Source organism: Shigella sp. FC1567, assembly GCF_001743015.1.
In the GTDB taxonomy this organism is placed as follows: domain Bacteria; phylum Pseudomonadota; class Gammaproteobacteria; order Enterobacterales; family Enterobacteriaceae; genus Escherichia; species Escherichia coli.
The window spans coordinates 1-12306 of record NZ_MIIV01000039.1; the positions used below are offsets into that span (position 1 = coordinate 1).

Genomic DNA, 12306 nt, shown 5'->3' on the forward strand with positions numbered 1-12306 from the left:
CTAATCCACCACTCTGATCGAGGTTCACAGTACTGCGCATACGATTACCGGGTCATACAGGAGCAGTCTGGTCTGAAAACATCAATGTCGCGTAAAGGTCACTGTTACGACAACGCTCCGATGGAAAGCTTCTGGGGAACGCTGAAAAATGAGAGCCTGAGCCACTATCGTTTTAATAACCGGGATGAAGCCATCTCAGTAATACGGGAATACATTGAGATTTTCTACAATCGTCAGCGTCGTCACTCTCGTCTGGGGAATATCTCCCCGGCAGCCTTCAGGGAAAAATATCATCAGATGCCTGCTTAAAAAAAGAACAAATGGTAGTGTCCGCTATTGCCAGTACACCTCAGTCGCAACCCCAAATCGTAAAGGAAACCGTAGCACGTCGTATGCAAGAACGTGCCACGGCTGGCTGATGGATGTTCGATAGCGTGAGTTTGAATGAAAATCAGCCGGAGATGATTTTACATAATTGCTACGGAATTATTCAATACAGGAATTGCTTGCGTCTGCATGGATTGACCTGAAATTTTCCCGAAAATTTCTCTAAAAAACTCGAAAAAAATGGTAACTGGTTGAATGTATTAATATGCAATGGTACGTGTCAGGGATTAAAAGATGAACGTAAATTTATTCAACGCATTAATTTTAAAGGGTTTTATTGTTTGTTGACGAAAACAGGAATCGTGTTCGGTCTCTTTTTATCTGTTAAAAGCCAGAAGCATTTCCTTCGCTGACTTTATAGTCAACCATAACACACACTCTACTGTCTGAGTCCAGCGTTTTTTAACATTCTTGTTAAGATTATGTGATCTTTAGCACGGGAGGAAAATATTGATGAAACAGCCTGCGCCCGTTTATCAGAGAATTGCGGGTCATCAATGGCGACATATCTGGCTTTCTGGCGATATACACGGTTGTCTTGAGCAGTTGCGCCGCAAATTATGGCATTGTCGTTTTGATCCGTGGCGAGATTTACTTATCTCAGTGGGAGACGTTATCGATCGTGGGCCGCAAAGTTTACGTTGTCTGCAGTTACTGGAACAACATTGGGTTTGTGCGGTAAGAGGCAATCATGAACAGATGGCGATGGATGCGCTGGCATCCCAGCAGATGTCTTTGTGGTTGATGAATGGCGGCGACTGGTTTATTGCGCTGGCAGATAATCAACAGAAACAAGCGAAAACGGCGCTGGAAAAATGTCAGCATTTGCCCTTTATTCTTGAAGTACACAGTCGCACCGGCAAGCATGTTATTGCTCATGCGGATTATCCAGATGATGTTTATGAATGGCAAAAGGACGTTGATTTGCATCAGGTCTTGTGGAGCCGCTCGCGATTAGGTGAACGCCAAAAAGGGCAGGGAATTACAGGTGCTGATCATTTCTGGTTTGGTCATACACCGTTGCGACATCGCGTGGATATTGGCAACCTGCATTATATTGATACCGGTGCTGTCTTTGGGGGCGAACTGACTCTTGTGCAATTGCAATGATTAAAAATCACCGTACTCCTGTGCAGGTCGCCAGAAACCATCTATAAAATCCTCAATCGGAAAACAACCGCCCTGGCGGATCCGTTGATCGCTCATAGAATAAAGACACTGCTGTTCCGTGTTGTAGACATCCACAACAATATCTTCACAACCGCCATCCAGGTAGCAAACAAAAAGTACCAGCGCGAACATTTCATCCCCGAAGTGTGGTGCCGTACCGTTAAGTTTAGGAGAGATTTTACAACGGGGGAATAACCAGGACAAATAACCCGCCATGCCGACGGGTTCTTTTTGGATCAGGCAAGACGCATAATCCAGGCATCAGATTGTTGATCGTAACGGGTACGGTAAAGGACAGAGTGTTCGCCATTTAGCAGGGCAGGGATACTGGTTTCAGCATCCCAGGCATCGAGTTGCATACATAAATCGGGGTCAGATTTACAAGGAATGGTTAACGTTCGATCACCCGGCGATTCACCGTGTAATTCGCCGTCGTCGATTTCAAAAGCGCCTATGCGCACACTGGTTTTCATCTTCGTGCTCTCCATTTAGCTGCCGGTTGTGGTACGACCAGTCCGATCGCACCATTTTTCAGCCTAGTTGAGGCAGCCGAATGTGCCAGTCAAAAAGTGCGCTTTTTTTGTGCGCTGTCAGGCGTTACCGGTAAAAAGTTTCCCATCGCGCACCAGTTCACGCGGATAGCTGTTTTTCAATCGCGAACCAATCCGTTTGGCTAAACCAATCGGTTGATGCTGGAAAGTAACCAACACGTCATCCGCCACTGGCGCGGCTTGCGGGTAAACATCGCGCCCGCGATACCACTCCTCCGCTTCCTGCGGTGTCAGTTCAAAAGCGTTCACATTGTCGGGGGTGGCAAGGGCAATAACTGCTTCATGCTGCCAGCGATAACCTTTGTTGTGCGTTTCGGCAAGTTTAATCCCCAAGCGAGAAAATCGGACTTTACCGATCAGGGCTTCAATGTCCACCGGGAACAACCACAGTTCTTTGTCACGCTGCCAGAGGCGCAGGTTTTCATCCCAGTTTAAGCCAACACCTGCAGCCGCCTGGCGAATTTGTCCAGCTTCGCGATCTTTCACCGGGCTGAACGGAAAATTACCGACTTTGTATTTGGGGGCGGGTAAGGCGGGAATCGCCTGAGTTTTACGCAGACGAGCAACGAAGAAGCCTTCGCAGTCGTAAATTTGTGGGAAAACATGCAAAAAGCCTTCTTCGGTCAGCGCTTTGTTTGCACCAGGGAAGAGATCGCCAAGTGGTAAAAACTCTACTGCGTCGGGGTAAGTCTCTTTCAGCCACAGGCAAACGGCTTCGTTTTCTTCCTGGTTTAAGGTACAGGTCGAGTAAACCAGCGTACCACCAGGACGTAATGCATGAAAGGCGCTGTCGATAAGCTCCCGTTGTGTAGCTGCGATTTCCTGATTGCTTTCTGGTGACCAGTTTTTTAGCGCATCGGGATCTTTACGCACCACGCCTTCGCCGGAGCAGGGAGCGTCCAGCAAAATGGCATCAAACATTTCTGGCACTGCCGCACCAAACACGCGGCCATCAAAATGTGTGAGCGCAACATTACTGATGCCACAGCGGCTGATATTGGCATGTAACACTTTTACCCGACTGGCGGAAAACTCATTGGCAAGGATTGCCCCTTCGTTATTCATCCGCGCGGCAATTTGCGTCGTTTTTGAGCCTGGCGCAGCAGCGACATCCATCACCCGCTGTGGTGCATTACCGTCAGCAAACAAGGCGGCGACGGGCAACATTGAACTGGCTTCCTGAATATAAAACAGGCCACTTAAATGCTCGGCGGTACTACCCAATGGCAATGCATCTTCATTGTCGCGTTCAATCCAGAAACCTTCTTCACACCACGGAATTGGCGTAAGCGTCCAGCCATAAGGAGCGGTTAATTGCAGGAAATCAGCAACGGAGATTTTCAGCGTATTAACGCGAATGCTGCGGCGCAACGGGCGCTGACAGGCGGCAAGAAAATCATCAAATGAGAGCGTCGAAGGCATAGCTTCGCGCATTTGTGTCAGAAACGCGTCCGGGAAATAAACGGTGTGTTGGGCCACGAGCATGTACCACTGGCAAAAAAACAGGCGCGCAGTTTAGCATAAACGCTCCGGCGCAGGCACGCCGGAGCAGTGGGCATTATTTGGGAAGCGCAGTTCCCCATTCACGCCACTCTTTCGGTTCACTTTCCTGCAACAGGAAGTGTTTGCCTTCCTGGGCTTTCGGTGCCAGTGGCGTACCCGGAGGCGTGGCGAAGGCGATGCCGCCACGGATAAACTGGTTAAAGGTGCCGGTTTTCACTACGCCGCCCGTCAGACCAAAGTCCAGACTGTAACCCGATGCCAACCAGAAGACGGAATTGTTACGCACCAGGTGTTGATAGCGTTTACTGATGCGCATCGCAATCATCACGCGATCTGACAATGTCCCCAGCGTCATTCCGGTAACCGTACCTACTTCCAGACCACGGAACAGCACAGGCGTACCAATACCTAACGAACCGGCTTCCGGTGCTTCGACAATAATGCTTAAGCCATCCAGGTAACGCGAATCAGTAATAGTAGCTTCTTGCAACTCAAAGTCACGGCGAGGATTACCCCGACCTGGTTCGACATTGATATACGGCTGGAGGATAGTATCTAGATGCTCAACGCCCGTGGCTGAAATTTGCGGTGTGACCACCGAGAAGCGCGTACCGCCGCGGGCGAAGGTCTGGACATACTCCGGATAGAGCACCGCCTTTGCCTGTACTTCATTGCGCGCGGTAATCAGATCCAGCGTCTGGATTTGCCCGATATCAATACCGAGATAGCGAATTGGCATCCCGACCGCCAGTTTTCCGGCATCGAAAGCGTGAAGCGTAATCTGCCCACTAACCGCACGGGCCGCTGTTTCGGAAGCATACAGAATTCGTTTGTCGCCTTTACGCTGACTGGCGCTGGCACCGCTGAGGTTATCGAAGCTAATGGCTCCCTTTAATGCTCTGGAGAGCGGGGATGCCTGTACGGTCAGGCCACTACCATTCAGCTGAACTTTCGCCCCGCCTTCTGCCCAGAACACGCTATTGCTGGTCAGAAGGTTGCGATACTCCGGCTTAATATGCAGATCGATATCAAACGCGTTAGCTCGCGGACGCACGGTAATCACTTCACCAACTTCAAATTTACGGTACAGCACTACCGATCCTGCCTGCACATCCGGCAGCGTCTCTGCACTCAAACTCACGGTTGTGGTGGGTAAATCGCTAAGGCTGTTCTCCAGCGCTTTTTCCAGATTGGCATACAGTGGATAGCTGGCTTTCATCTCACCTTTATCGCCTGGCAGAATACGTATCCCGCCGTTAATCCATTCTGAGGCGCTGGCACCAAGAAACTCAACGCCATCCAGCCCCACCTTCACGTCGACACGGCTGTTGACGACAAATTTGCTATCGCCTTTTACCAGTTCGCGATGCTGAGGCTCGATGGCGACGGTAAAGGTAACGCCTTTGCTGGTGAGTTTACGATCAATAACCTGGCCTACCTGCACGCCGTGAAGAATGAGCGGCTGACCCGTATCAATACCGTAACTTTCCGGCGCGGTCAGGGTCAGCGTCAGAACATCAGGTTCATGCAGCAGTGCTTTTTCGCCTGGCACAACAACGAACTCTTTGCGTGGCTCGCCATCGCCGGGTACCAACTCGAAGGTTTTGCCAGTCAGCAGGGCGCTGAGATTGGCATCGCTAAGGGATAATTTCGGATTACGTAATTCGATGCGGGTATTTTCACGAAGCAGGGTAACGACGCTGGGATCAACTGTCATTTCCCCAGTGACTTTACCACCAGGATTTAAATCCAGTTTAGTTAGCTGTCCGACTTCCAGTCCCTGATACATTAATGGCGTCGAGTCGGCGGTTAATCCGGCCCCACTCGGCAGTTCCAGTTTGATTATTACGCCACGCTGGCTATGGGCGAGGTCTTCATACAGACCAAAGGTATCTTCCGCCTCGGCAGGTTTCGACTCTTCTGGTGAATCGAAGGCAATCGCACCGTTAACCAGTGCCGCCAGGCTTTCCAGTTTCACCTTCGCGCCACTGATACTGACATTGGCATCAACGCCGGAAACGTTCCAGAAACGGCTACCTTTTTTCACCAGATCGGTAAAACGCCGCTCGATCAGGACATCAATCACCACGCCTTGTTTGTTGGGATTGATGGCATAGTCGTAGACTTTTCCCACCGGGATCTTGCGGAAATAGACCAATGAACCGCTGTTCAGCGAACCGAGATCGGGGGCTTGCAGGTGGATCATCAGATCGCCATTGTTCAGCCGATATTTCGGTTGGGTATCGAGTGCGACAAAGTGATCCTGCTCTTTACCTGTACCCGGCATCATGCCGATATAGTTCCCACCGACGAGGGCGTCCAGCCCGGAGACACCTGCCAACGATGCTTTTGGCGTCACCAGCCAGAATTGAGTCTCTTCGCGCAGCGCATCTTTCATATCGGACTTGATGCTGACCTTGACTTCAATCTTACGAAGATCGTCGCTGAGGCTGATATCCTGCACTGTTCCGACTTCAACGCCCTGATAACGAACAGGCGTACGGCCCGGGACAATACCATCCGCCGACATAAAGTCGATGGTGACGGTATTACTTCGGTCCTGATAACTGTCCCAAATCAGCCAACCGGCAATCATTAGCGCGATGAAAGGCAGCAGCCAGAAAGGTGAGATACGGCGTTTATTTTTAATCTGCGCTTCAGTCGTCGAAGCGGGCGTTTCCTGACTCATGTGCATCCCAAAGTAAGCGGCTGTCCAGCCATTCCACAGCAAGAATAGTCAAAATTACGGCTGCGCCAAAATAAAACGCAGCGGTCCCATAGTAAAAGCGAGGATCTGATCGCGATTAATCAGCGACATGGTTAAAGATATGACAAACAGGTCGAGCATCGACCAGCGTCCAATCCAGGTCACCATCCGCAGTAACAGAATGCGTGTGCGTAAACCTTGCTGGCATTTAAAATGAATGCTCAACAGTAAAGTGAACATGACGATCACTTTAGTAAACGGTACCAGAATACTGGCGATAAACACGATTCCGGCGACCGCAATGTTGCTACTTGCCAGCGACATAATCCCGGAAAGAATCGTATCTTCCTGCCGGCCACCATTCAGATAAATGATAGAAATAGGCAATAGGTTGGCTGGTAACAACAAAACGATTGACGCTAACAGCGCCGCCCAGCATTTTTGCAAACTATGACGACGACGCAGGCGTAGCGGGATATGGCAACGCGGGCAGCGACCACGCTGATCAGGATAGCCGGTAAAATGGCACCCAAGACAGACACGAAGTTTCTCGTCCCTACGCGTAGCGGGGCGCTGCGGATAATATCGCTCCCACAGCTCCTCAACATTAAGATGTGACAACGTCACCGTCGTTAAAATCACCAACGCCACAAAAGAGAACAAGCCGACACCCGCCTGGATATGGGCATAATCCTGTACCTTTATAGAAGCAACGCCAATGCCGACCAGGTAGATATCCAGCATTACCCACTCTTTAAGACGCTCAAGCATCAGCAGTACCGGACGTAAATTCATTCCCAGTCGGTTACCAAACCATAAATATGCTATGGAGGACACCAGAATGAGGGGGGCACCAATAACGCAGAAAAAGACCATCGCCCCCGTTATCGTATCGCCCTGTTTGGTCATTTGCCAGATGCCTTGCATGACGTTTGCGTCGATACGAATACCTAACAGCCAGATATGCAACAGCGGTTCGCCCCAGGCAAACGGCATCAGCAACAGCATGGTGAAAGCCATTGCCGCCAGGCGCGTTAGCGACCAGTCGCGCCCGTCGCGAATTTTTGCCTGACAGCGCGGACAATAGGCACTCTGATGAGAATTTATCTCGGGCAGGCTAAACAGCATGTCACATTGCGGGCAACGTTGGTAATCACCACGCGGCAGTTCCTCGCCGATTGACCTCACTGTTATCTTTTTTGTCGGCGTAATTTGTGGTGTGTTAAGAGCCATGACGTGCCAAATGTAATAAGAATTAACATTAATCTTAACCCATGATGGGAATGATCTTGAGCATTAACGCATTTAATGCTTATTTTAATAGGCTGGCAGTTCCAGGTAAGACAAACAAGTGATTATATAATGAACAAAACAGAATTTTACGCGGATTTAAATCGCGACTTTAACGCGCTGATGGCGGGAGAAACCAGTTTTCTGACAACGCTTGCGAACACCAGTGCGTTGTTATACGAGCGTCTCACTGACGTAAACTGGGCAGGTTTTTATTTGCTTGAGGACGATACACTGGTACTCGGACCATTTCAGGGCAAAATTGCCTGTGTCCGGATACCCGTCGGGCGCGGGGTGTGCGGCACTGCGGTTGCCCGCAATCAAGTGCAGCGTATCGAGGATGTTCACGCGTTTGACGGGCATATTGCCTGTGATGCGGCGAGTAATTCTGAAATTGTTCTGCCGCTGGTGGTGAAAAATCAGATTATTGGTGTTCTTGACATCGATAGTACCGTCTTCGGTCGCTTTACAGACGAGGACGAGCAAGGCTTACGTCAGCTTGTGGCACAGCTTGAAAAAGTGCTTGCAACGACGGATTACAAAAAATTCTTTGCGAGCGTCGCAGGATAATCAACGGATAACGTAGCATTTACTGGTAGCGTCATTATAATGACGCCTGTTCATGCCTGCGCTTGTTGGCTACGTCCGTTGTAATCAGGAAATTTCATGGAAAATCAACCTAAGTTGAATAGCAGTAAAGAAGTAATCGCGTTTCTGGCCGAACGTTTTCCCCACTGTTTCAGTGCGGAAGGTGAAGCGCGTCCGCTGAAAATCGGTATTTTTCAGGATTTGGTCGATCGTGTTGCCGGGGAAATGAACCTGAGCAAAACGCAATTACGATCCGCTTTACGTCTCTACACTTCGAGCTGGCGTTATCTTTACGGTGTTAAACCCGGCGCAACGCGTGTCGATCTTGACGGCAACCCATGCGGTGAGCTGGACGAGCAACATGTAGAGCATGCTCGCAAGCAGCTTGAAGAAGCGAAAGCGCGTGTTCAGGCACAGCGTGCTGAACAGCAGGCGAAAAAACGCGAAGCTGCCGCAGCTGCTGGTGAGAAAGAAGACGCACCGCGCCGCGAACGCAAGCCACGTCCGACCACGCCACGCCGCAAAGAAGGCGCTGAACGTAAACCTCGTGCGCAAAAGCCGGTAGAGAAAGCGCCAAAAACAGTAAAAGCACCTCGCGAAGAACAGCACACCCCGGTTTCTGACATTTCAGCTCTGACTGTCGGACAAGCTCTGAAGGTGAAAGCGGGTCAAAACGCGATGGATGCCACCGTATTAGAAATCACCAAAGACGGCGTCCGCGTCCAGCTGAATTCGGGTATGTCTTTGATTGTGCGCGCAGAACACCTGGTGTTCTGAAACGGAGGCCGGGCCAGGCATGAACATGTTTTTTAGGCTTACCGCGTTAGCTGGCCTGCTTGCAATAGCAGGCCAGACCTTCGCTGTAGAAGATATCACGCGTGCTGATCAAATTCCGGTATTAAAGGAAGAGACGCAGCATGCGACGGTAAGTGAGCGCGTAACGTCGCGCTTCACCCGTTCTCATTATCGCCAGTTCGACCTCGATCAGGCATTTTCGGCCAAAATCTTTGACCGCTACCTGAATCTGCTCGATTACAGCCACAACGTGCTGCTGGCAAGCGATGTTGAACAGTTCGCGAAAAAGAAAACCGAGTTAGGCGATGAACTGCGTTCAGGCAAACTCGACGTTTTCTACGATCTCTACAATCTGGCGCAAAAGCGCCGTTTTGAGCGTTACCAGTACGCTTTGTCGGTACTGGAAAAGCCGATGGATTTCACCGGCAACGACACTTATAACCTTGACCGCAGCAAAGCGCCCTGGCCGAAAAACGAGGCTGAGTTGAACGCGCTGTGGGACAGTAAAGTCAAATTCGACGAGTTAAGCCTGAAGCTGGCAGGAAAAACGGATAAAGAAATTCGTGAAACCCTGACACGCCGCTACAAATTTGCCATTCGTCGTCTGGCGCAAACCAACAGCGAAGATGTTTTCTCGCTGGCAATGACGGCGTTTGCGCGTGAAATCGACCCGCATACCAACTATCTTTCCCCGCGTAATACCGAACAGTTCAACACTGAAATGAGTTTGTCGCTGGAAGGTATTGGCGCAGTGCTGCAAATGGATGATGACTACACCGTTATCAATTCGATGGTGGCAGGTGGTCCGGCAGCGAAGAGTAAAGCTATCAGCGTTGGTGACAAAATTGTCGGTGTTGGTCAAACAGGCAAGCCGATGGTTGACGTGATTGGCTGGCGTCTTGATGATGTGGTTGCCTTAATTAAAGGGCCGAAGGGCAGTAAAGTTCGTCTGGAAATTTTACCTGCTGGTAAAGGGACCAAGACCCGCACTGTAACATTGACCCGTGAACGTATTCGTCTCGAAGACCGCGCGGTTAAAATGTCGGTGAAGACCGTCGGTAAAGAGAAAGTCGGCGTGCTGGATATTCCGGGCTTCTATGTGGGTTTGACAGACGATGTCAAAGTTCAACTGCAGAAACTGGAAAAACAGAATGTCAGCAGTGTGATCATCGACCTGCGTAGCAATGGCGGTGGGGCGTTGACTGAAGCGGTATCGCTCTCAGGTCTGTTTATTCCTGCGGGTCCCATTGTTCAGGTCCGCGATAACAACGGCAAGGTTCGTGAAGACAGCGATACCGACGGGCAGGTGTTCTATAAAGGCCCGCTGGTGGTACTGGTTGACCGTTTCAGTGCTTCGGCTTCAGAAATCTTTGCCGCGGCAATGCAGGATTACGGTCGTGCGCTGGTTGTGGGTGAACCGACGTTTGGTAAAGGCACCGTTCAGCAATACCGTTCATTGAACCGTATTTACGATCAGATGTTACGTCCTGAATGGCCAGCGCTGGGTTCTGTGCAGTACACGATCCAGAAATTCTATCGCGTTAACGGCGGCAGTACGCAACGTAAAGGCGTAACGCCAGACATCATCATGCCGACGGGTAATGAAGAAACGGAAACGGGTGAGAAATTCGAAGATAACGCGCTGCCGTGGGATAGCATTGATGCCGCGACTTATGTGAAATCAGGCGATTTAACGGCCTTTGGGCCGGAGCTGCTGAAGGAACATAATGCGCGTATCGCGAAAGATCCTGAGTTCCAGAACATCATGAAGGATATCGCGCGCTTCAACGCTATGAAGGACAAGCGCAATATCGTTTCTCTGAACTACGCTGTGCGTGAGAAAGAGAATAATGAAGATGATGCGACGCGTCTGGCGCGTTTGAACGAACGCTTTAAACGCGAAGGTAAACCGGAGTTGAAGAAGCTGGATGATCTACCGAAAGATTACCAAGAGCCGGATCCTTATCTGGATGAGACGGTGAATATCGCACTCGATCTGGCGAAGCTTGAAAAAGCCAGACCCGCGGAACAACCCGCTCCCGTCAAGTAATATCAATCAGGCACAAGAAATTGTGCTGATTTTTTAACAGCGGCAAGATGCCGTAAATCAGATGCTACAAAATGTAAAGTTGTGTCTTTCTGGTGACTTACGCACTATCCAGACTTGAAAATAGTCGCGTAACCCATACGATGTGGGTATCGCATATTGCGTTTTGTTAAACTGAGGTAAAAAGAAAATTATGATGCGAATCGCGCTCTTCCTGCTAACGAACCTGGCCGTAATGGTCGTTTTCGGGCTGGTACTGAGCCTGACAGGGATACAGTCGAGCAGCGTTCAGGGGCTGATGATCATGGCCTTGCTGTTCGGTTTTGGTGGTTCCTTCGTTTCGCTTCTGATGTCCAAATGGATGGCATTACGATCTGTTGGCGGGGAAGTGATCGAGCAACCGCGTAACGAAAGGGAACGTTGGCTGGTCAATACTGTAGCAACCCAGGCTCGTCAGGCAGGGATCGCTATGCCGCAAGTGGCTATCTACCATGCGCCGGACATCAACGCTTTTGCAACCGGTGCGCGCCGTGATGCCTCTCTGGTTGCTGTCAGCACCGGTTTGCTGCAGAACATGAGCCCGGATGAAGCCGAGGCGGTAATTGCTCACGAAATCAGCCACATCGCCAATGGTGATATGGTCACCATGACGCTGATTCAGGGCGTGGTGAACACCTTCGTTATCTTTATTTCCCGTATTCTGGCGCAGCTTGCCGCGGGTTTTATGGGCGGAAATCGTGATGAAGGTGAAGAGAGCAACGGCAACCCGCTGATCTACTTTGCGGTTGCAACGGTTCTGGAACTGGTGTTTGGTATTCTGGCGAGCATTATCACCATGTGGTTCTCGCGTCATCGTGAATTCCATGCTGATGCCGGTTCGGCAAAACTGGTTGGTCGCGAGAAAATGATTGCCGCGCTGCAGCGCCTGAAAACCAGCTATGAACCGCAAGAAGCAACCAGCATGATGGCTTTCTGCATTAATGGTAAGTCGAAATCGCTCAGTGAGTTGTTCATGACTCACCCGCCGCTGGATAAACGAATTGAAGCTCTGCGTACGGGTGAATACCTGAAGTAATATGAAGTAAATACTAAAAAGTGCGTCCTGATCGACGTAATGCCGATCAGTTAAGGATCAGTTGACCGATCCAGTGGCTGTGTAAGAATCCGGAAACGCTCACTTGTTTCCGGATTTTTTTATGCACATTGGACAGGCTCTTGATCTGGTATCCCGTTACGATTCTCTGCGTAACCCACTGACTTCTCTGGGG

11 protein-coding genes and 1 pseudogene are annotated in these 12306 nt (G+C 50.3%); 7 read left to right on the forward strand and 5 right to left on the reverse strand.

Features of this window, described 5'->3' with window-relative positions; all coding sequences use genetic code 11:
- Both BHE85_RS03330 and pphA read left to right on the forward strand, forming a co-directional pair.
- Positions 1–309 (forward strand): integrase core domain-containing protein (locus BHE85_RS03330; protein WP_146627989.1); only part of this gene is annotated, 309 nt, incomplete at its 5' end.
- Positions 310–840: 531 nt separating this feature from the next.
- Entirely contained in the window at positions 841–1497 is a 657-nt protein-coding gene (gene pphA / locus BHE85_RS03340; RefSeq protein ID WP_000812724.1) for a protein-serine/threonine phosphatase, read from the forward strand.
- Here the strand turns inward: pphA and BHE85_RS03345 are convergent, their stop codons facing one another.
- From BHE85_RS03345 to yebS, 5 genes and pseudogenes are all read right to left on the reverse strand, one after another.
- Positions 1498–1689 (reverse strand): YdfD/YebW family protein, encoded by a 192-nt coding sequence (locus BHE85_RS03345; RefSeq protein WP_000457842.1) that lies wholly within the window; start codon positions 1687–1689, stop codon positions 1498–1500.
- 104 nt (positions 1690–1793) lie between these two features.
- Positions 1794–2030: a YebV family protein gene (locus BHE85_RS03350; RefSeq protein ID WP_001295499.1), complete on the reverse strand. Its 237-nt coding sequence runs from the start codon at positions 2028–2030 to the stop codon at positions 1794–1796.
- Between the two features lie 117 nt (positions 2031–2147).
- Positions 2148–3587 (reverse strand): 16S rRNA (cytosine(1407)-C(5))-methyltransferase RsmF, encoded by a 1440-nt coding sequence (gene rsmF / locus BHE85_RS03355; RefSeq protein WP_000057025.1) that lies wholly within the window; start codon positions 3585–3587, stop codon positions 2148–2150.
- A 79-nt stretch (positions 3588–3666) separates the two neighbouring features.
- Entirely contained in the window at positions 3667–6300 is a 2634-nt protein-coding gene (gene yebT, locus BHE85_RS03360) for a lipid-binding membrane homeostasis protein YebT (protein WP_004983131.1), read from the reverse strand.
- Positions 6269–7551, reverse strand: a pseudogene (yebS, locus tag BHE85_RS03365) (membrane integrity lipid transport subunit YebS). Before yebS ends, yebT begins: the two are co-directional and overlap by 32 nt.
- Before the next feature lie 129 nt (positions 7552–7680).
- Between yebS and msrC the strand changes: the two are divergent.
- The 5 genes from msrC to BHE85_RS27175 all read left to right on the forward strand — a co-directional run.
- On the forward strand, positions 7681–8178 hold the full coding sequence (gene msrC / locus BHE85_RS03370; protein ID WP_039064098.1) for an L-methionine (R)-S-oxide reductase: 498 nt from the start codon (positions 7681–7683) through the stop codon (positions 8176–8178).
- A 96-nt stretch (positions 8179–8274) separates the two neighbouring features.
- Entirely contained in the window at positions 8275–8973 is a 699-nt protein-coding gene (proQ, locus tag BHE85_RS03375) for an RNA chaperone ProQ (RefSeq protein ID WP_000431370.1), read from the forward strand.
- A gap of 19 nt (positions 8974–8992) precedes the next feature.
- Complete coding sequence (gene prc, locus BHE85_RS03380) at positions 8993–11041, forward strand: carboxy terminal-processing peptidase (RefSeq protein ID WP_001315679.1); 2049 nt, start codon at positions 8993–8995, stop codon at positions 11039–11041.
- Between the two features lie 190 nt (positions 11042–11231).
- Positions 11232–12113: a protease HtpX gene (htpX, locus tag BHE85_RS03385; protein WP_000984517.1), complete on the forward strand. Its 882-nt coding sequence runs from the start codon at positions 11232–11234 to the stop codon at positions 12111–12113.
- Between the two features lie 103 nt (positions 12114–12216).
- Positions 12217–12306: hypothetical protein (locus tag BHE85_RS27175; protein WP_047199464.1), on the forward strand; the 90-nt coding region annotated here is incomplete at its 3' end.